At 53.0% G+C, this 20,558-nt stretch carries 13 protein-coding genes; 5 read left to right on the top strand and 8 right to left on the bottom strand.

Annotation, left to right across the window (positions count from 1 at the left end):
* Positions 1 to 161 precede the first annotated feature (161 nt).
* The 3 genes from ACRRUX_RS18955 (at position 162) to ACRRUX_RS18945 (ending at position 9,094) form a co-directional block, all read left to right on the top strand.
* Positions 162 to 4,607 (top strand): EAL domain-containing protein, encoded by a 4,446-nt coding sequence (locus ACRRUX_RS18955; protein WP_432533447.1) that lies wholly within the window; start codon positions 162 to 164, stop codon positions 4,605 to 4,607.
* An 83-nt stretch (positions 4,608 to 4,690) separates the two neighbouring features.
* Entirely contained in the window at positions 4,691 to 6,916 is a 2,226-nt protein-coding gene (locus ACRRUX_RS18950; protein ID WP_432533444.1) for a patatin-like phospholipase family protein, read from the top strand.
* Positions 6,917 to 7,045: 129 nt separating this feature from the next.
* Positions 7,046 to 9,094: a M13 family metallopeptidase gene (locus ACRRUX_RS18945; protein WP_432533441.1), complete on the top strand. Its 2,049-nt coding sequence runs from the start codon at positions 7,046 to 7,048 to the stop codon at positions 9,092 to 9,094.
* Between the two features lie 57 nt (positions 9,095 to 9,151).
* On the opposite strand, the gene hxpB is transcribed toward ACRRUX_RS18945, so the two are convergent.
* Positions 9,152 to 9,811, bottom strand: coding sequence for a hexitol phosphatase HxpB (hxpB, locus tag ACRRUX_RS18940; protein ID WP_432533438.1), 660 nt, complete (start codon positions 9,809 to 9,811; stop codon positions 9,152 to 9,154).
* Between the two features lie 575 nt (positions 9,812 to 10,386).
* On the opposite strand from hxpB, the gene acnB reads away from it, so the two are divergent.
* On the top strand, positions 10,387 to 12,984 hold the full coding sequence (gene acnB / locus ACRRUX_RS18935; protein WP_432533435.1) for a bifunctional aconitate hydratase 2/2-methylisocitrate dehydratase: 2,598 nt from the start codon (positions 10,387 to 10,389) through the stop codon (positions 12,982 to 12,984).
* Between the two features lie 122 nt (positions 12,985 to 13,106).
* Here the strand turns inward: acnB and ACRRUX_RS18930 are convergent, their stop codons facing one another.
* From ACRRUX_RS18930 to rsd, 3 genes are all read right to left on the bottom strand, one after another.
* Positions 13,107 to 13,682 (bottom strand): TMEM175 family protein, encoded by a 576-nt coding sequence (locus ACRRUX_RS18930; RefSeq protein ID WP_432533432.1) that lies wholly within the window; start codon positions 13,680 to 13,682, stop codon positions 13,107 to 13,109.
* A gap of 14 nt (positions 13,683 to 13,696) precedes the next feature.
* Complete coding sequence (locus tag ACRRUX_RS18925) at positions 13,697 to 13,924, bottom strand: hypothetical protein (RefSeq protein WP_432533429.1); 228 nt, start codon at positions 13,922 to 13,924, stop codon at positions 13,697 to 13,699.
* Positions 13,925 to 14,478: 554 nt separating this feature from the next.
* Positions 14,479 to 14,964, bottom strand: a complete 486-nt coding sequence (gene rsd / locus ACRRUX_RS18920) for a sigma D regulator (RefSeq protein WP_432533426.1) — start codon at positions 14,962 to 14,964, stop codon at positions 14,479 to 14,481.
* A 746-nt stretch (positions 14,965 to 15,710) separates the two neighbouring features.
* Here rsd and hemE point away from each other — a divergent pair.
* Complete coding sequence (hemE, locus tag ACRRUX_RS18915; protein ID WP_432533423.1) at positions 15,711 to 16,775, top strand: uroporphyrinogen decarboxylase; 1,065 nt, start codon at positions 15,711 to 15,713, stop codon at positions 16,773 to 16,775.
* A 19-nt stretch (positions 16,776 to 16,794) separates the two neighbouring features.
* Here hemE and ACRRUX_RS18910 read toward each other — a convergent pair whose 3' ends face one another.
* The 4 genes from ACRRUX_RS18910 to ACRRUX_RS18895 all read right to left on the bottom strand — a co-directional run bounded on the left by ACRRUX_RS18910 (position 16,795) and on the right by ACRRUX_RS18895 (position 20,536).
* On the bottom strand, positions 16,795 to 18,288 hold the full coding sequence (locus tag ACRRUX_RS18910) for a sensor histidine kinase (RefSeq protein ID WP_432533420.1): 1,494 nt from the start codon (positions 18,286 to 18,288) through the stop codon (positions 16,795 to 16,797).
* Entirely contained in the window at positions 18,288 to 19,016 is a 729-nt protein-coding gene (locus ACRRUX_RS18905) for a response regulator transcription factor (protein ID WP_432533417.1), read from the bottom strand. The genes ACRRUX_RS18910 and ACRRUX_RS18905 overlap by 1 nt, the downstream gene beginning before the upstream one ends.
* A gap of 73 nt (positions 19,017 to 19,089) precedes the next feature.
* Positions 19,090 to 19,824 (bottom strand): spondin domain-containing protein, encoded by a 735-nt coding sequence (locus ACRRUX_RS18900; RefSeq protein WP_432533414.1) that lies wholly within the window; start codon positions 19,822 to 19,824, stop codon positions 19,090 to 19,092.
* Between the two features lie 10 nt (positions 19,825 to 19,834).
* On the bottom strand, positions 19,835 to 20,536 hold the full coding sequence (locus ACRRUX_RS18895; RefSeq protein WP_432533411.1) for a spondin domain-containing protein: 702 nt from the start codon (positions 20,534 to 20,536) through the stop codon (positions 19,835 to 19,837).
* Positions 20,537 to 20,558 lie beyond the last annotated feature (22 nt).

Raw genomic sequence — 20,558 nt, 5'->3', positions numbered from 1 at the left:
AAGACGCTCATTTGAGCGTCTTTTTTTTCAGAAAAACTTTGAATTATCGCCTAATGTTTAGTGAGTAAGGTTTTACAGGTTAAAGCGATTATTGGCTTAGATCTGCCGAACCCAAAGACAATGCCTGACGGCACGGACTCGAATAACCACGACCGGACACTATGCGATTTTCCAGATTGCCACTGTTCATTCTTGTTCTGGCAAGTATCCTCTCAGCCCAGGTATGGGCGTACAACAAAGTGCATCGGGTGATAGGGCCCCGCGATGGCTTGCTGTTCAATGGCATAGTGCAGCATATCAACTTCGATCAGCAGGGTTATGCCTGGATCGCCTCTGAATATGGCCTGTTTAGGGTCAGTCAAACTCAAACCCGCCGGGTTGACCGGCAGCAAAGCAGTGACAAGCTGTACTCCTTTGGTGGTGATATCTTCTGGCGGGTATTTCCGCTGACCCCTTCAACATTGCTGGTGGCGACCAACGAACAGACTCTGCTGTTTCATGTCGATCGCAACGAGTTCGTGCCACTGGGGGAAACACTGCTGCCTGAATTTGGCAAACGCGTATTGGCCGATGTGGAAGTGCTCGCCGATGGGCGATTTGCGCTGATCACTGAAGATGGACATTTCTGGCAACTGGATCTGATGACTCTATCTCTGGACTCAGGCTTCACTCTGCCTGCGGTCAATCCCTATGAGCGTTGGCTGGATGTGGAACAGTGGCAAGGGGCCTGGTTGATGGCCAGTCAACACCATCTGCAATTGGTATCGGCTGAGGGCGAGATTGAGAAAACACTGTGGCAGTCTCAGGAGGTTCGTCTGCGCAGCCTGTATCAGGGCGCCGACGGTACTGTCTGGATTGCCACCTCTGTGGGGCTGGCGAGGCTGGATCCCGGCAGTCAGGCGCTGGAGTTTCAGCCCGAGGTTCAGGATAGCCTGTATGGGGTGACCCAGGATCGGGAAGGCAAAATCTGGCTGGCCTCAGGCAATGGCCTTTTCACCTGGCGTCCCGGTGAGGAGGTTGCCCGGGATTATGCCGAGCTGGCGGTCAGCCGGGCTGGAATCAGTTCGGTATACGCCATCGCGCGGGACCCGGCAGGGTTGATTTGGGCAGGAGGCAATGGCGACGGAGTGGTGCTGATGGCACCTGAACCTGATTATTTGCTTGAAAGTATTAACAATCAGACTCCCTATGAATTGCCCAACAATACGGCCTGGTGGATCCTGCCTGAGGGGCAGAATCTGTGGCTTGGCACCGAAGGCGGTGCTCATTACGTAGACCGCCAGCGACGCCAGCGGCTATCCATAAGTCTGCCGGATTTGTCCCGGGAGGATTCGGTTTACGGTATTACCCGCCTGGATAACTGGACACTGCTGCTGGCAACCACTCAGGGGCTGTACCGGGTTGATGAGGCTACTTATCAGGGGCAGAGGCTGGCGTCCTGGCTCAAGACCGATATGCCTGATGGGCTGCAGGCGTCCGCCTTGCTCTATAACGATCCTGTGATTCCCGGACGGATATGGATTGGCAGTTTTGATGGTGTGTTTTATTGGGACACGGCATCCAATCAGGTTATGCGTTATGAGCTGGCAGATGATCCCAAGGGGTTTACCGGCCTGACAATTCATTTCATCAACCGTGACAGTCAGGGACGGCTTTGGATAGGTGGTGAAAAAACGCTTGGCTATTTTGATCGCAAACTGACTCAGTTTACCTCTTTGCGCACACTGCTTGAGCGGGATGAGGAGTTGACGCCTTCTGCGCTGTTGGAGCCTTCGCCCGGCCAACTCTGGATAGGAACCTATGAGAAAGGTGTGCAGGTATTTGATGGACAACGCCTGACACCGCTGGCTGCCGCTATTCCCTGCAGTTCAGTGTTATTCATGGGGCAAACCCTGAATTACAACCTGATTGGTTGTACCCGGACGCTGGTATGGCAGCGCAAGGGGGGCGATCGGTTTATGAATATCAGTCCCAGGAATGGCCTGCCGGTTTCCGAGTTTAATCAGGGAGCGCTGGCGCACGTTGAAGATGACAAGGTGTATGTAGGTTCCACTGATGGCGTCATGCTGATGGATCTGGATCGCATGCCGGTACAAAGCCGGGATAACCGTCTTTTGCTTGAGTCTGTGCAGGTGCTGGGGGCTGATGGCAGCGAAATGCAGTTTTTGCCCCGCCAACCGGTTATGTTGGCGCCCGGTACTCAGGTCGTACGTATCCAGTTGACGGGTGATAATTTCTGGAATGCTCAGCCACTGGAGTTGAAGTATCGTCTGTTGAGTCGCCGCAATCAGGGGGAGGGCGGATATCTGCCCCTTTATGGACAAACTCAGTTGACCCTGAATAACCTGCAGCCAGGAGACTATCAACTGGAAGTGCTGCAACGGCTGGATGGCGTATGGTCTGATAAGCCGCAGTTGTTCAGTTTCAGTATTGGGTTTAAGTGGTGGCAGTCATTCTGGTTCAGAGTGCTGGTGGTGGCAGTGGTACTGCTGCTGCTCGGTTCTTTGGGATGGGTGCGGCAACAGCAATTGAACCGGGCAAGATCCCTGAACGCCAGATTGCGAGCCAGTGAAGAGAAGCTGTTGCAGGCGCTGGATGGCAGCGACTCAGAATTGTGGGAATGGCATGCAGATGTCGACAAGGCGTTTGTGAGCAATCGCAGTGGCTTGTTGGGCAGCCAGAAGCAAACCATCGAGATTCGTCCCGAGTCGCTCAGATTGCATCCGGATGATCAGCAGGAGTTTCTTCAGTTATGTCAGCGTTTACGCGATGGTGAGCTTTCCAAGTTTGAGTCTGAGTTCAAGTTTATGCAGAGCAATGGCAGTGCCGGATGGATGCGGATCCGGGGTAAAAGCCTGCTTGATGATGAGGGACAATTGCAGCGGATTGTCGGTATTTACAGTGATATCAGTGCTATCCGTGATTTACAGAGCAAGGCAAAACTGCTGGCCAGTGCTTTTGAATACACCGCAGAAGGTGTGCTTATTCTGGATGACAAACGGGATATTACGGTAGCCAACCGCTCGGCGCTGAGTTTGCTGGGGGAAGGACTGGAAGGGCGCAGTTTCAGCAGTTTGCTGACGATCGCCAATTTGGATGACGAATTGTTCCGTGAAGTGAATGGGCAGCGTGGCTGGAGCGGTGAGCTTGAACTGGCGGTGCCGGATGGTGCCTGCCCTGTGTGGCTGAACGCTTCAGCCATGAGTGATGGCAGCAAAAACACAGTGCATTATGTCGTGGTTTTTTCCGATATTCGTGAGCGCAAGCGCAGTGAGGCAGACCTTCGCCGCCTGGCCAATTACGACATGTTGACCGGGTTGCCCAACCGCACGTTGTTTGGTGCCAGATTGATGAAGGCCATGCTGCAGGCCGGCCAGACAGATGAGAAACTGGCGCTGCTGTTCCTAGACCTTGACCGCTTTAAACACGTTAACGACTCCTATGGGCATGGTATGGGAGATGCGTTGCTGGTCGAGGCCGCTTCGCGGTTGCAGGCATGCATGGAATCTGAGCATACCCTGTGTCGTTTTGGTGGTGATGAGTTTGTGGTGCTGGCACGGGATGCGGGTAACCTGGACGGGATCAATCGGCTGGCGGAAACCATATTGCAGCAAATGACGTTGCCGTTTGAGCTTTATGGTCGAGAGTTTTACCTGTCAGCCAGTATTGGTATCAGTATTTGGCCGGACGATGCGTCCCAGCCGGAGGCGCTGATCAAATACGCGGATCAGGCCATGTATCACGCCAAGGAAGAAGGCCGGGGCAACTTTCAGTATTTTTCTTCCGAGCGCAATGCCGAGGCGCTTTATCATCTGCGGCTTGAAGCTGAACTCAGGCGCGCGCTGGAAAACGCCGATTTTGAGTTGTACTTTCAGCCCCAGATTAATATTCGTGACGGACAGGAGCAGCTGGTGGGCATTGAGGCTCTGCTCAGGTGGCAGCATCCGACAGAGGGGTTTATCCGGCCTGATATCTTTGTTGCCATCGCGGAGTCCTGTGGCCTGGTGAAACAACTGGATTTATGGGTGCTGCGGGAAGCCTGCACGCTGGGACAGAAGTGGTGTGAATTGTTGGCGGTTCCCCTGTATGTGGCAGTGAATATCTCGGCTGCTCATTTCCGTTCAGCGGATTTTGTGGAGGGGGTCAAACGTATTCTCAAAGAAACCCGCATGTTGCCGGAAAACCTCGAACTGGAAATCACCGAAGGGGTGTTGATGAAAGAGGTGGCGCTGGCTCAGGAACATTTGCGCAAGCTGGCTGAGATTGGGGTCAAAGTGGCGATTGATGACTTTGGCACTGGCTACTCTTCGCTGGCTTACCTGCGGCATTTTGAGGTTAATAGCCTGAAGATTGACCGTACTTTCTTTATCGATATTGTCCACAATGTGTCGGATCAGGCGATTGTATCCAGTATTGTGGAACTGGCCCGTAACCTGAAGCTGGATGTGGTGGCTGAGGGGGTTGAGACTCATGAACAGCTGGAGCAGGCCTATGTTCGCGGTTGTTACACGATTCAGGGCTATTACTTCTCCAAACCCATGCCAGCCATAGAGATGGATGCTTATCTGAAACGGTTGTCGGTTTCTTCCCTGTCTGACCGGGCATAGTGCAAAGTTGCTGCATCTTATTTGCGCACCGATGGCAAGTCGTTACAATGCCTGACTATTCTTCCACCCAATGTTGAGCCCCTATGAAGTATTTGTGCCGGTTTATTGTCTCGTTGCTGGTTATGGTACAGGTTCTGCCAGCCCTGGCTCAGGACCAGCGCCCCAAAGTAGGCCTGGCACTCAGCGGTGGCGGTGCCAAAGGTGCCGCTCACATAGGTGTACTCAAGGTGCTGGAAGCCTACCAGATCCCGGTGGACTATGTCGCCGGTACCAGTATTGGCGCTTTCGTCGGTGGCATGTATGCACTGGGATACAGTGCGACCGAGATTGAAGCCATCATGATGGGGACTGACTGGGCAGAGGGCTACTCAGACACCATTCCCAGACAGGACCTCAGTTACCGCGACAAACAGTTTCGCGATCAGTACAACATCCCTATCAATGTCGGCTACAGCGACGGTGAAGTGAAGGTGCCCAATGGTCTGTTGCAGGGGCAAACCATGTCGATCCTGCTGCGCAATGCCACCAATCTGGTGCCTGAATACACCAGTTTCAGTGATATGGCGATCCCTTATCGGGCAGTAGCAACCGATCTGGTGACCAGCGACGTTTTCGTGCTGTCACGGGGCAGTGTGGTAGCGGCCATGCAGGCATCTGCCACCGTCCCTGGTGCGCTGCAGCCGGCGGAGGTCGATGGTCATCTGCTGGTGGATGGCGGGATAGCCAATAACATGCCGGTGGATGTGGTGAAAGCCATGGGCGCAGATATAGTTATCGCGGTGGACATCGGCTCTGCGCTGGTGGGCAAAAACCAACTGGACAGTACAGTGGCAGTGCTTAACCAGCTTTCCACTATGTTGACCAATGCCAGTACCGAGCGGCAAAAGGCATTACTGACCGACCGGGATATTCTGATACGCCCGGATGTGGGGCAAATGAGTACCACTGACTTCACCATCATGCCGCAGGTATTGCCCATGGGGATTACTGCCGCACTTGCCGAGCACAGGAAGTTAATGACGCTGAGCGTATCTGACGAAGACTATCAGCAATATTTGCAGCAAAAGCTGCAGCGAAGGGCGCAGTGGCAGCGGGATTTGAAACTGCCGCTGGTGCGGGTAGTGCTGGAGAATCACTCCCGCGTCAGTGACACGCTGATCCTGGATACTCTGGGCCTGACGCAGGGGCAGGTGGTTGACAAATCCATGCTCGATGCGGGTATCGAGCGGGTCTATGCCCTGAATCATTTTGAGCGGGTGAATGCTGAATTCAGGGACACTCCCAGCGGCCGGGAGTTAGTGATGGTGACCCGGGCAAAATCCTGGGGACCGGACTATTTCAAACTTGGCCTGAACTGGGAAGATGATTTTACCCAGAACTCGACCATTACTCTGGATATGGCGTATACCCTGACGGACATCACTCAAAATGGTGGGCAATGGCACAATGAACTCAGATTGGGTTCTGAAAAACTGATCGGTACCCAGTTCTATCAGCCACTGGAGTCTGAGCAATTATTTTATACCCAGGCTACCGCCGAATATGCCATCAACAACTGGGAACTGTATGAAGACAATGTACGGATTGCCAAGTTCGACAAGCTGAGCTTTGAGCTCTTTGCCGGCCTTGGTTACAACTATGCTACCGCCGGGCAGTTGGAACTGGGTGTGTTGTCGGAGTGGGGAGAGATTAAAAACGAAAGTCTGCAGCGGGAAACCTTCCACTACAACTCCTGGGGGGGGTATCTGTCGCTGGGGTATGACACGCTCGATTCCATCAGCTTTCCCACCAGTGGCAATCGTTTCAACATGAATGTGTACTGGCGCCGTGACGAGCTCAGTGGTGACCTGGTTGATAAGTCCTCAGATGTATCATTGCAGATCGATGGCGACTGGAAAGGGGCTGTCAGCGTGAACAGTCATGCCTTTGTGGGCAAGCTGGCGTTTTCGACCATCAGCAAGGATGGGGTGTATTCAGTGCACCAGTCTGAACTTGGTGGTTTCCTCAATCTGTCCGGTTACAACAAGAATGCACTGCTGGGGCCTCATATGCTGTTTGGGGCGATGATTTATCAGTACGATCTGGGCCGTGATGCGTTGGGGATGACTGAATTCCCTCTGTATTTGGGGGTGAGTCTGGAGGCCGGCAATGTATGGCAGCTGGCGGAGCAAATAAAGCTTAATGACCTCATTTACGCATCCAGTCTGTATCTGGGCACTGATACTGTGCTGGGGCCTGCCGCGTTGGGGATAGGTCTGGCAGATACCGGGGATAAGGCCTTCTATCTGTTCCTCGGCAAAAACTTTTAAAGATTCAGTAATTCAATGGTCTGGCGTGATCTCTGTCGCGTCCAGACCAGTTACTGCTGTCAGCGGTAGCCAATCCTGATAAAAAATACCGTTCAGATAATAAAAATGATCCAGAATATGGAGAGATTCATGAAGAAAGTCAGTCATCTGGCGCTTGCTATTGCCCTGGGATTGGGCATTGCAGGTTGCAGTACCCAACCTTCCACTACATCCGTTGCCGAGCCGGTTTCCGGAATAGACAGTCAGCACTTCGATCCGCAAGTGCGTCATCAGGATGATCTTTATTACAGCGTCAACGGTAAGTGGCTGGCCAATACTCCCATTCCGGCAGATAAGTCCAATTACGGGACGTTTACCGAACTGTATGAGCAAAGTCAGAATGCCCTGAAGCAAATCATCGAGCAGGCTGCTGCCAAAGAAAACAAAAAGGTCGGCAGTACTGAGCAGAAGATCGGTGATTTCTATACCAGTTATATGGATACAGGGCTGGTCGAATCATTGGGGATCGCGCCGCTGAAACCTCTGCTGAATGACATTGCTGCAGCCAAAACCCATGACGATATCGCTGCGGTAATGGGCAAACTGCTGATCAATGGCACCGGCGGTCCACTGCGCTTTTACGTCAACAATGATGCCAAAAACTCCAGCCAGTATGCGGTGTATTTCAATCAGTCCGGGCTGACGCTGCCGGACCGTGATTATTATCTGAAGTCAGATGAGAAGTTTAAAAATGCCCGTGCCGCGCTGGGCAAGTATGTCGCAGAGCTGCTCGACGCCGCGGATTATGATGGCGCCCGCCGCGCAGCGCTCAGTGTTGAGGTGATTGAAACCCACCTGGCACAGGCTCAGTGGAGTCGCACTGAAACCCGTGATGCCAACAAGAGTTACAACAAGGTCAGCGTCGAGAAATTCGCTGAAATGCTGGGCGCCTTTGATTACCAGGCATTCGCCAAGGCAACTGGCCTGGCGGGTAAAACTCAGGATGTGATTGTTCGTCAGCCCTCTTACATGGATATTTTTGGCAAGAAGTTCGGCAACTTCCCGGTGCGCATGTGGCAGGACTACCTGACTTTCCATCTGGTAGATGGCTATGCCGAACTGCTGAGCAAACAATTTGTTGATTTGCACTTTGCCTTCCACAGCCAGACACTGATGGGAATTGAAGCCCAGAATCCACGCTGGAAGAATGCCGTGGATGCCGCGGATCAGGTCATCGGTGAGCTGGTGGGTGAGGCCTATGTGGCTGAGCATTTCAAGCCCGAGGCCAAAGAGCGGATGGAGCAGATGATCCAGAATCTCATCAAGGCCTTTGAAGTCAGCATTGATGAGCTGGAATGGATGAGCCCTGAAACCAAGGTGGCGGCTCAGGAAAAACTGGCCAAGTTCACTTACAAGATTGGTTACCCCGATAAATGGCGTGACTACAGCGATCTGGAGATCAAAGCCGACGATCTGGTGGGTAACTATGAGCGCCATGCCCGTTTCGAATACAAGGAGATGCTGGCGAAACTTGGGCAACCCATTGATCGAACTGAGTGGCACATGACTCCGCAAACGGTCAACGCTTACTTTAATCCGGTCAACAACGAAATTGTCTTCCCGGCAGCTATTCTGCAACCGCCATTCTTCAATATGGAGGCTGATGATGCCGTGAATTATGGCGGTATTGGCGCGGTGATCGGCCATGAAATCAGTCATGGTTTCGATGATCAGGGTTCCAAGTACGATGGCGATGGTAACCTGCGCAACTGGTGGTCAGACAAGGACAAGCAGGAGTTTCAGAAGCGTGGCAAGCAACTCAGTCAGCAGTACAGTCAATATGAAGCGCTGCCCGGCAAATTTGTCAACGGCGATATGACGCTGGGTGAAAACATCGGTGACTTGGGCGGGCTGACTGTCGCACTGCGGGCTTACGAGATGAGCCTGAATGGCAAGCCAAGTCCTGTCATTGATGGTTTGAATGGCGAGCAACGGTTGTTTATTGGCTGGTCACAGATCTGGCGCCGGGCATACCGGGATGAAGAAATGGGTCGTCGTCTGCTGACAGATGTGCATTCACCCAGTCATTTCCGTGCCATGGGAACCCCAAGAAACATCGCTGAATTCTACGAAGTCTTTGAGGTGAAGGAAGGGGATAAGATGTACCTGCCACCTGAAGAGCGGGTCAAGATCTGGTAAGGGTCTGATTCAGAATCATAATGCCGGGCAACTGCCCGGCATTATTGTTTTGTCTGTTCAGCGTTCGTTGAGTAACTCGGGTAACCGCTTCAGTGACTCAAACTGGTGATGAGCGGCGGCCCATCTGGGCTGTGAGGCCTGCTCGGCCGGTGGGATCACCAGTGTCTGCATATTGGCCGCTCTGGCGGCAATCAAACCATTGAAGGAGTCTTCAATTGCCAGGCATTGGGTGGCAGCAATCCCCAGCTTGGCTGCGCAGTTGAGGTAGACCTCTGGATGTGGTTTGCCGTACTTGAGCCGCTCTGCGCTTTCAATGGCATCGAAATTGTGACGTATTGCCAGTTTATCGAGCACAGCATTGACCAATTTCATCGGTGACGAGGTGGCCAGGCCGATCTTTAACCCCGTTTGCCGGCAAGCCTGCAGCGCTTCCATGACAAAGGGCATGGCGTCGCCTTCAAGCATTATTCGCTGCACCACCGCATCCACTATGGCATTTGCAGTAGCGGCATTGTCATAGTCAGGCCAGGGCATACGGGCATACCAGTATTCAACCAACTGATCGACTCTCAATCCTGTCGTGAGATGGGTCTCTTCAAGTGTCAGTGGCAGGCCGAGTGCATGGAATACATCCAGCTCAGCCAGTTGCCATAAAGGTTCTGAATCAATTAATACACCGTCCATATCGAAGATGACGGCAGATAATGCAATAGTCACACTGAGTTCCCGGTGGCCAAAGAGGCCGTCATCATGCCATGAAAGTCCGGGCACAAGACAGTAATGAACTCATTCAGAGGCTTGTATTGAATGAATTTTGTGCGTGTTTGCCACTATGGTCTAATGTTCGCTGTGCAGGCGAAAGAGTATTTTTGCAGCGGCAGTGGCTTTTTATTCGCGCAAGGTTGTGATCTGATTCATACTTTTCCCGGATTATTGTATACTGCGACCGCAAGAATGGTCGAACCACTGCCAGCCCGGATTCTCCGGGGCGGTGAAAGAGCAATCAAAGTGTGAGTAGTGTGACCTGACGGAGTCCCAATCGGTGTGGCCGGCGGTAAATTCACCCGGCGAGTCCCATTGTGCTCAGGTAGGACGGGTCTTAAAACACTTTTTACTTAACTGATAAGTACCCAGAAGCATTCATCTCTGAGTGCCACGGATGGTGGCAGCTGTGCCCTACAGGCTGCAGACCGAAAGTGTTTGGGGTTCATTGATGAACCCGATCCCCCTGCTGATGGTCCCGGTAAAGAAACGGATTGGCGCAGCGCGCCAAAACAGAGAGGAATGTTGCCGTGCTAGAAGCATATCGTAAACACGTCGAAGAACGTGCTGCCGAGGGCGTTGTCCCTAAACCACTGGATGCACAACAGGTTGCCGAGCTGGTTGAACTGGTTAAGAACCCACCTGCCGGTGAAGAAGCCTTTATTCTTGAGTTGCTGGAAAACCGTATCCCCCCCGGTGTTGACGAAGCTGCCTATGTGAAGGCCGGTTTCTTGGATGCCGTCGCCAAGGGCACTGCCACTTCCCCCATCCTGAGCGCTGAGCGTGCCGTTGAGCTGCTGGGCACCATGCAGGGTGGCTATAATATCGAGCCGCTGATCCATCAATTGGACAACGACAAGTTGGCCCCGCTGGCTGTAAAAGCCCTGTCACACACCCTGCTGATGTTCGATTCTTTCCACGATGTGGTTGAGAAGATGAACGCTGGCAATGCTCACGCCAAACAAGTGGTTGAATCCTGGGCCAACGCCGAGTGGTTCCTGAGCCGTCCAAAACTGGCTGACAAGATTTCCTTGACCGTATTCAAGGTCACCGGTGAAACCAACACCGACGACCTGTCTCCGGCACCGGATGCCTGGTCTCGTCCGGACATCCCGCTGCACGCCCTGGCAATGCTGAAAAACGCCCGTGACGGCATTGTGCCCGATGAGCCAGGTGTAGTTGGCCCAATCAAGAAAATTGAAGAGCTGAAAACCCAGGGTTTCCCACTGGTTTACGTGGGTGACGTAGTCGGTACCGGTTCTTCGCGTAAGTCTGCCACCAACTCAGTGCTGTGGTTCATGGGTGATGACATCCCATTCGTACCAAACAAGCGCGCCGGTGGTTTCTGTCTGGGCGGCAAAATCGCCCCTATCTTCTTCAACACCATGGAAGATGCCGGCGCTCTGCCAATCGAGCTGGACGTCAGCAAGATGGAAATGGGCGATGTGATTGATATCTTCCCTTACGAGGGCAAGGTACGTCGCCATGGCAGCGATGAAGTGATTTCTGAGTTTGAACTCAAGACCGACGTGCTGCTCGATGAAGTACGCGCCGGTGGCCGTATTCCGCTGATCATCGGTCGTGGTTTGACCGACAAGGCCCGTGAAGTGTTGGGTCTGGGCGCGTCTGCCGAGTTCGTTCGTCCTCAGGACGTGGCCGACACTGGTAAGGGTTACACCCTGGCCCAGAAGATGGTGGGTAAAGCCTGTGGCGTGGCCGGTGTTCGCCCCGGTCAATACTGTGAGCCCAAGATGACTTCCGTTGGTTCTCAGGACACCACAGGTCCTATGACCCGTGATGAGCTGAAGGACCTCGCGTGTCTGGGCTTCAGCGCCGATCTGACCATGCAGTCATTCTGTCACACCGCTGCTTATCCAAAGCCAGTGGACGTGAACACCCACCACACCCTGCCTGACTTCATCATGAACCGCGGTGGTATTTCGCTGCGTCCAGGTGACGGTGTTATCCACTCATGGCTCAACCGCATGCTGCTGCCCGATACCGTAGGTACCGGCGGTGACTCGCACACCCGTTTCCCAATCGGTATCTCCTTCCCGGCCGGTTCCGGTCTGGTAGCCTTCGCCGCAGCCACCGGCGTAATGCCACTGGATATGCCTGAGTCGGTACTGGTGCGCTTCAAGGGGAAAATGCAGCCTGGTATCACCCTGCGTGATCTGGTGCATGCCATCCCGCACAAGGCCATCGAAATGGGTCTGCTGACTGTTGAGAAGAAGGGCAAGAAGAACATCTTCTCTGGCCGTATTCTCGAAATCGAAGGTCTGGAACACCTGAAAGTTGAACAGGCGTTCGAGCTGTCTGATGCCTCTGCCGAGCGCTCTGCCGCCGGTTGTACTATCAAGCTGGATAAAGATCCTATCATCGAGTATCTGAACTCCAACATAGTCATGCTCAAGTGGATGATCGCTGAAGGCTACGGTGACCGCCGTACCATCGAGCGCCGCATCAAGGGCATGGAAGAGTGGCTGAAGAACCCAGAGCTGATGGAAGCTGATAAGGATGCCGAGTACGCAGCGGTTATCGAAATCGACCTGAACGAAATCAAAGAGCCAATCCTGTGTGCCCCTAACGATCCGGACGACGCCGTGCTGCTGTCTGCCGTTGCCAACACCAAGATTGACGAAGTGTTCGTCGGTTCCTGTATGACCAACATAGGTCACTTCCGTGCTACCGGTAAGGTACTGGACAAGTTCGCCAAGAGCCTGCCAACCCGTCTGTGGATTGCCCCGCCAACCAAGATGGACAAGGACCAGCTGACCGAAGAAGGTTACTACGGTATCTTCGGCCGCGTCGGTGCCCGCATCGAAATTCCGGGCTGTTCTCTGTGTATGGGTAACCAGGCTCGCGTAGCCGATGGTGCCACTGTGGTGTCTACCTCTACCCGTAACTTCCCGAACCGTCTGGGTACCGGTGCGAACGTATACCTGGCCTCAGCCGAACTGGCCGCCGTAGCCGCCCTGCTGGGCCGTCTGCCATCGCCAGAGGAATATCAGGTTTACGCCAAGGAAATCGACGCTACTGCGGCCGATACCTACCGCTACCTGAACTTCGATGAGATTGAGTCCTACACCAAGAAAGCCGGTGCAGTGATCTTCCAATCTGCGGTCTAAGTACTGTCGCTTCGTGAGTTGAAAAGCCGGCGCAAGCCGGCTTTTTTGTTTTCAACAATCTGATGTTGTTTAGGCGGTCGTATCTGAGAGTGGTGACATCCAGAATAGCTTCCGACACCTGGCTACATTTCGAGAGATTTTTCTATTCTTCTGTCCGGCACCAGCCACAGCAGCGCGACCAGGGCATAAAACGCCAGCGCAACTCCGTTCCACCAAAATGCAGATACAATGCCGAGCAGATACAGCACCGGCGATATCTTGCCTTTCCAGTCGTTGCCAATTGCCACTTTTAGCCTGGAATCTGTGCCCTGGGATTTGATGATGGTTTGTTGCAGCAGCCAATAGGCAAGTGCAGCCGCCAGCAACACAAAGCCATAAAGTGCTGCAGGCACAGCAGCAAAATGGTTTTCCCCCATCCAGCCGGTAACAAATGGGAACAGCGACAGCCAAAACAGTAAATGAAGATTGGCCCAAAGGATCCCGCCACTGACCCTATTGCAGGCATGGAGCATGTGGTGATGATTGTTCCAGTAAATACCCACGTAAATAAAGCTCAGCACATAACTTAAAAACACAGGTGCAAGAGGCAATAACTCGCCCATAGTATCGCCATGGGGCACTTTCATTTCGAGCACCATAATGGTGATGATAATTGCCAGTACCCCGTCACTGAAGGCTTCTAATCTGCCTTTACCCATATGCAAACCCTCCATTACAGATACCGCCAGCGCACAAGCACGGCTATTGCTGCAGGTACCAGAAACAACAGCAGCATGACAGGAAGCTCTTCCATAACGGAGTAGCCTGCCTTAACCACACCCGTCCACATGTTTGCCTGGGTGGCCGCCAACCAAACTACTGACGCTAAACCAAGAGCCCAATTTGGCGCCGAACGAAAGTGCTCGCTGAACAGTTTTGCCAGGATCAGCAGCGATGCCATCAAACACAGGCCAGATATCAGAAATAGAGTCGTGCGCATTTGTTCTCCCGATTTTTTGTGGGTTCGATGGAGCTCAATGATTTCTTTACATGCAGACGCGCTGTGAAGACCCTGACTTATTTCTCTGTGGTTGCGTCACTGTCCGGCTTCGAAGCTGTGTCTGTTGTGGTTGGTTGCCGCAATCCATAAATACAGCAACTTAATTGCAACATGTTTGATGGTGCCTGCAAATGACTTGCAGTTCAATAATCTGTCATCAGTTTGATTTACAGTGTAAGTGGCGGTTCGGTGGAGGCTGGTTCCGGTGAATATGTTTAGCGGTCGCTGGTAAGGGCTCTGTTTCCATTGATCACAATGGTGTTTGATAGCGCGCTGGAGGTATTAGTGACTCGAGGTTGATGCGGCTTGAAATTGTCGCGGGCAGAATTTGGATCAGATTTGATTTCAGTATCAGTAAAGTGGGTGAAGTGACTTTTCTGTCAACAGCATGACGGTGATGCCGGAAACGCAAAAGGTCAGCATATTACCGACCTTATACACTGAACGTGTTGAGCTCACTGAACTTCAACAACCTCTTCGGAGTAGCTATAAACAATCTCCAATAACTCGTCTTCCTGCTCGAAGCGAGTTTCCATGGCTTCCATCAGCGTGCCGAGATCTTTGTCCAAATCGTACAACAGTTCGTCGTCATCGGATTCGGAATATTTATCGTTGAAATCAAGCGCGGCGTCTGTGGTTTTACTGATGCGGGGGACGACCTGATGAGCCTTGGTACGGCAGTTTTCTGAAATATTCTCACAGGCGCTGACCACCTGATCATAGATTTCAAAATGGCCTTCAGAAACATAATCAACCAGAAGATCGCAGAAGGTTTTGACCTCTTCCAATGGGGGAAGTGTGCGACTTGGTGCTTCATAAGGTGCCAATCCGGCAATTTTACAGTACTGCACCAACAAAACCCGGCGATTGTTCAACCATTGGTCGATTAACTTGTTGGAGCCACCCCATTTTTGTTGCGCCTGTTCCAAATTGATCAGCATGGCAAGCCTCGTAGTTTTCAGCATCCCTGAAACTAATGTAGGCCACCCGCAAAGGATCGATCAACTGTTTTTACGCAGTTCAACGCTTTGTATGATTTCAGTCGATTTTGCTGTTTTTGGTAGCAAAAGCGTGAGAATAGGTCTACCACTCTGTTGTTTTGAAAGTGCAGCAGAATTGAGTGCTGCTACCAGATGAAAAGTGATGATAAATAGTGGCTTGTGAATCTACTCATTCAAAAGTATGAGGTTCATCACTAATTGTTGATGAATTAAATATTGTGACGGGTGAATAAAAACGCACTGTTATTGCGCGGAAAATAAAAAACCCGGTGGCAGTAACTGCAACCGGGTAAATGAAGTTTTTCAGGGCTCGATGTGGCGAGCTTCTTGATTGTTCTTGCTAGCGCAGAGTTTTTATACCAAAGGGGCGGAACCCATGCAACATTTTTTTGTCACACAGAACTGGCTGTGTGCGACTGTTCGCAAAATCTGAGGAATTTTTGCAACTTGTGAAAACTTTTATAAACCTTGTCAAGATGATAGGGATAAGTTCACAGAAATTGCGTCAGGATCGTTATTTTAATCGCGCAAATGCTAAACTAGGCGCTCTCTGAAGGAACCGAGAATAACCTCGATTCAGGGGTGAGTACTGCCTGCACTCGCAGGCCTGAATTTGTCCCGGTGCTTTGCCGGTCATCCAGTACTCCTCCCAGGTGCCGGAAATTAACAAGTGTAGGAATAGCCAAATGGCAGAATTGAAGAATGATCGTTATTTACGCGCGTTATTGAAGCAACCTGTAGACGTGACTCCGGTATGGATGATGCGTCAGGCCGGTCGTTATTTGCCTGAATACCGTGCCACCCGCGCCCAGGCTGGTGACTTTATGTCTCTGTGCCGTAACGCCGATCTGGCTTGTGAAGTCACCCTGCAGCCACTGCGTCGCTACGAACTGGACGCCGCTATCCTGTTCTCTGACATTCTGACTGTTCCTGATGCCATGGGTCTTGGCCTGTATTTCGAAGCGGGCGAAGGTCCACGTTTTGAGCGTCCAACTGACACTATTGAAGCCATCAAAAAGCTGGCTATTCCTGATCCGGAAGATGAGCTGGGTTATGTGATGAACGCTGTGCGTACCATCCGTCGTGAACTGAAGGGCGAAGTGCCGCTGATCGGTTTCTCCGGCTCTCCATGGACGCTGGCCACTTATATGGTTGAAGGCGGTTCCAGCAAAGCGTTTGAGAAGATCAAACGTATGATGTACTCTGAGCCTGCTGCTCTGCACATGCTGCTGGACAAGCTGGCTGATTCCGTGACTCTGTACCTCAATGCCCAGATCGCGGCCGGTGCTCAGTCTGTGATGATTTTTGACTCCTGGGGCGGCGCGCTGTCTCATGCGGCTTACCGCGAGTTCTCATTGCGCTATATGCAGAAGATCGTAGACGGTCTGACCCGTCACAGCGAAGGTCGTCAGGTGCCTGTGACTCTGTTCACCAAGGGTGGCGGTCTGTGGCTGGAAGCGATGGCAGAAACCGGTTGTGACGCGCTGGGTCTGGACTGGACTGTGGATATCGCCGATGCCCGTCGTCGCGTTGGTCACAAGGTGGCACTGCAGGGCAATATGGATCCTTCCATGCTGTATGCATCTCCTGAGCGTATTCGCGAAGAAGTAGCTTCTATTCTGGCCGGTTACGGCGAAGGCACTGGTCACGTGTTCAACCTGGGTCATGGTATTCACCAGCACGTGGATCCAGAGCACGCAGGCGCCTTCATCAAGTCGGTACACGAGCTGTCTGCTCAGTACCACAAGTAAGTCGTCCGTTATTCGACTTTCAGGGCACCGCTTGGCGGTGCCCTATTGCTTTTGGCGGCAGAATAAAGGGCAGTGCCAGATAGACACTGCACCCTTCGCCGGGGCGACTGTCGATGCTCAGGCTGCATTTCAATATTGAGGTGAGCTTGCGAACGATGGCCAGCCCGACACCCAGCTGTGGCAGCGGGCTGTTCTGCTCAAAACTCGCGGCTTTGGGTTGTGGTGTGCACAGTGCCACCAGTTGCTGCTGGTGCATCCCGGCTCCGGTATCCTGCACCTTGAGTTGCCATTTACCTTCCTTCCAGACCGAACTCACTGTGATGCGACCGCCGGCAGGCGTATATCTGAGAGCATTGTCCAGCAAATTGTTGAGAATGCGCATCAGCAGCTGAGGGTCACTGTTAACCGCGGCGCCTGCACCGGAAAATTCGAGGGTGATTTTTGCCTGCCTGGCTTTGGCGACGAAGCTCTGCTGTATTTCCTGCAAATAGCTGTCGAGATCGATTCTGGTTTTGTGGGCACTGAGCTGCTGATTTTCCAGGGCACACAGTTCCAACAGCTGTGCCAGCAATTGCTGCAGCTTATAACCGGCGTTGGCTGCCATATCAATCATGTGATCCCGGTTACTGTCATTGGGACTGAGCCGCCAGGTTTCGATAAAACCCAGCAAGGAAGTCAGTGGTGTTTTCAGATCATGGGACAGATGCAGCAAAAAGTCCTGTCTGGCCTGTTGTTGCTGCTTCAGCAGCTGATGTTGACGGGCAAGCTGAGTCAGCAGTTGATTGATTTCACCGGCCAGAACGCTCACTTCACTGGCACCAGCATAGTGTCCGGGAAGTTGTGGCGGCCTGTCGCCGAGCTGCATTTGGCTCAGTGATGCCAGATCACCGGACAGGCGACGCAGCGGTCTGGTCAGCAGCCGTAACATCAACGCCAACAGCAGCAGCGTAAACAGTCCGAAGATAAGCAGATTTACCAGCCAGGTTCGTTGTTGATGCAGCGCCTGTGCCGATGCCTGCCAATGGTCAAATGATTCGCCGCCGAGAATCACATACAAATAGCCGGTCAGCGAGCCAGCACTGTCGCGTAACTCGCTGACAGAAAATATTTTTTCAGTTTTTGAACCGCGGGGATCTGTGCCAAACAGCGGCAGAGGCTGGCCATTGAGAAAGGCCTGAACCCGGACCAGATCAACCTGGGGAGACAGTATTTTTTCCGATGGTGCATCATAGGCGATGACCCGTCCGCCGGGATCCAGGGTGTAGATTTCGAAGCTGGGGCCCAGCAACATAAAATCGTGAAAAGCTTCCTTTAGCGCCTCTTTGGAAGTCACTCCCCGGGACAGCATGGGATTGAGGTGTACCATGTGCTCCGCCAGTTCCCGGTGTAAAGACTGCTGCACCAGATCTACATTGGCCTCATGGCTGTACTCCAGCCACTGCCAGAGCAACATAAGCAATGCCAGCACCAGCAGGCAGGATGTCAGCATCAGTCGGCTGAACATACTGGTCATCAGGCATGTACCTCTTTCCCCGGGGGGGAAAATTTGTAACCTACCCCCCAGACGGTTTTGACTGTGTCTGCCAGACGTGGACGGTGGGCGAGTTTACTGCGCAGTCGATTGATATGGCTGTTGACCGTATGTTCGTAGCCTTCGTAATTAAGGCCCCATACTGCCTCAAGCAATTGCATTCGGCTGAATACCTGCTGGGGGTGGCTGGCCAGAAACGTCAGCAGATCAAACTCTCTGGCAGTGAGTTGCAGTTCAGTATTGTCAGCAATCACCTCACGGGTGTCGCAGTTAATGGTAATGCCGTTGAATTGTAACGACTTATCTTCTGGTTTATCGACGAATCTCAGGCGTGCTTTGATTCTGGCTCTGAGCTCCAGCACGCTGAATGGCTTGGTGACATAGTCATCGGCACCACTTTCCAGCCCCAGTACTATGTCGGCTTCGCTGTCTTTGGCGGTGAGCATGACTATCGGCAGCTGCACCCCCTGCAGTCGCAGCTGCTGGCACAGCATCAAACCATCACCATCGGGTAAGGTTCGGTCAATCAGCAGCAGATCGATATCTGTGTCGGTCATTAGCTGGCTGGCTTGTTGCAGGGTACTGGCATGAAATACCCGAAAACCCAACGCATTGAGATTGAGTTGTACCAACTGGGATAAGTCCTGCTCATCTTCCACCAACAGGATGGACTGGGGATTGTGAGTTGCTTCTTTGTGAGGCGTGTTCATAGGTTCCTCCCTTCGCCGGGTCTGTTAGTTGACCCGCGAAAAGAGGAACATATTTCATCGTCGCCTGCGGCGGTTATTTGGTGCGTGTTATTGTCACCATCATGACCGGGTTATCGAAACGGTGTGAGGCGCTCAGTACTGAATCACTGAGCCCGTCGTCTGCACTGATCACGCCGGGGTGAATATGAACCCTGTTGACATCATCGCGCGCGGCATTGAAACCTTCACCGCCGTCAGCGGGGCCAGGTATGCTGCCTTTGGCCTCAGAATTGGCCTCGGTGCCGGCATCGTAAGCCATGGTTTTAAAACTCAGGCTTTGGTCAACACCAAGCTGTCTGACATCCACACTCTGCACCCCGCTGAAAGCGTCATTGGTATTCACCAGCATGGACATGACCGCCAGATTAGCAACCTTTGCCTCAGGGACTTCCAGGGTAAGTGTCTCGCTGGCGCCGGGGCCAACAGGTGCGTTGCCGGTTGTCGACGCCGTGACGCCCTGCAGTGTCGCCAGCTCGCTGGTATCACCGCCTTCTGCCAGCTTTTCCAGTGCGACGCTGGCTGCTTGGCCTGCCGACCAGAATTGCACATTGTCCGTATGCTGGAAGGTGCCTATCGGGGACAAAGGCTGATTGGCGGTCAGATTGGTCACAGTCACCTCAAAGCTGCGTGACATCGCGGCTGGCGGCTGAGGTGGTTCAGGTGGTGGTGTATCGTTGTTGTTGTCTGAGCAGGCAGCCAGCAACAACCCCAAAGACGCCATCAAAGCCAGTTGGATGCCGAAATTCCGACGCTGAAGATAAATAGCCATGGCGTACTCCTTACTTCACTGTGACCGTAAGTTTGGCAATGGGGTTTAACCAGCGGTGCACCTGGCTGTTCAGATCGCTTGGGCCTCCCGTGCTGTCCATATCTCCCAGCACACCTGGGTGAATGTGGACTTTGTCGTTGGTCGACGTGTCGTTGATGCCGGTGGCATTTTCCCCTCCGGCGCCCCCCGGAGCGGCAGGTATGCCCGGCATGCCAGGTGCGCCGGCGCCATTGACGATTTCATCATTGGCCTCGGTACCGGCATCATAACCATTGAGATATAGAGTATAAGTTCCGGCGGTTGTTGGTATTTTCCAGCTGTCCAGACCGACAAAACCATCGTTGGTCGGCAGGATCATGCCGACCACAGACAGATATCCATTGTCGCCGGTATCCAGCGACTTCAATTCGGTTGTCATGCCCGGCGCCAGCAGGCCGCCAGCCGGATTTTCCAGCACCGCACCTCCGGCACCGGTCACTGCTGCAGACAGATCTGCAATGTCGCCGCCCTCTGCCATTTTCTGCAGCGCGGCACTGGCGGTTTCGCCGGTGTGAAACAGGGCAATGTCATTCTTGTGACCGGCAACCAGCAAAGGCGTGAAGTAATTTCCGTGGGACAGGTTGGCAAGCTGTACATCGATTTGGGCGGCCTGAGATGGCAGACCTGTCAGGGCACACAGCAGTGCTGCGGCAGAGATGACTCTTGGGTTCATTGGGGTTCTCCTGGACGGTTTT

This window comes from Shewanella sp. GXUN23E, from assembly GCF_050865035.1.
GTDB lineage: Bacteria > Pseudomonadota > Gammaproteobacteria > Enterobacterales > Shewanellaceae > Shewanella.
Note: the sequence above shows the minus strand (reverse complement) of the source record. Positions and strands in the feature narration are given on the sequence as shown.

Bases quoted from the DNA above. Each gene is read 5' to 3' on its own strand.
- ACRRUX_RS18900 (WP_432533414.1), bottom strand. From the start codon at position 19,824: ATGGCTATTTATCTTCAGCGTCGGAATTTCGGCATCCAACTGGCTTTG.
- ACRRUX_RS18930 (WP_432533432.1), bottom strand. From the start codon at position 13,682: ATGGGTAAAGGCAGATTAGAAGCCTTCAGTGACGGGGTACTGGCAATT.
- ACRRUX_RS18910 (WP_432533420.1), bottom strand. From the start codon at position 18,288: ATGACCAGTATGTTCAGCCGACTGATGCTGACATCCTGCCTGCTGGTG.
- ACRRUX_RS18925 (WP_432533429.1), bottom strand. From the start codon at position 13,924: ATGGCATCGCTGCTGATCCTGGCAAAACTGTTCAGCGAGCACTTTCGT.
- rsd (WP_432533426.1), bottom strand. From the start codon at position 14,964: ATGCTGATCAATTTGGAACAGGCGCAACAAAAATGGGGTGGCTCCAAC.
- ACRRUX_RS18955 (WP_432533447.1), top strand. From the start codon at position 162: ATGCGATTTTCCAGATTGCCACTGTTCATTCTTGTTCTGGCAAGTATC.
- ACRRUX_RS18905 (WP_432533417.1), bottom strand. From the start codon at position 19,016: ATGAACACGCCTCACAAAGAAGCAACTCACAATCCCCAGTCCATCCTG.
- ACRRUX_RS18895 (WP_432533411.1), bottom strand. From the start codon at position 20,536: ATGAACCCAAGAGTCATCTCTGCCGCAGCACTGCTGTGTGCCCTGACA.
- ACRRUX_RS18945 (WP_432533441.1), top strand. From the start codon at position 7,046: ATGAAGAAAGTCAGTCATCTGGCGCTTGCTATTGCCCTGGGATTGGGC.
- hemE (WP_432533423.1), top strand. From the start codon at position 15,711: ATGGCAGAATTGAAGAATGATCGTTATTTACGCGCGTTATTGAAGCAA.
- ACRRUX_RS18950 (WP_432533444.1), top strand. From the start codon at position 4,691: ATGAAGTATTTGTGCCGGTTTATTGTCTCGTTGCTGGTTATGGTACAG.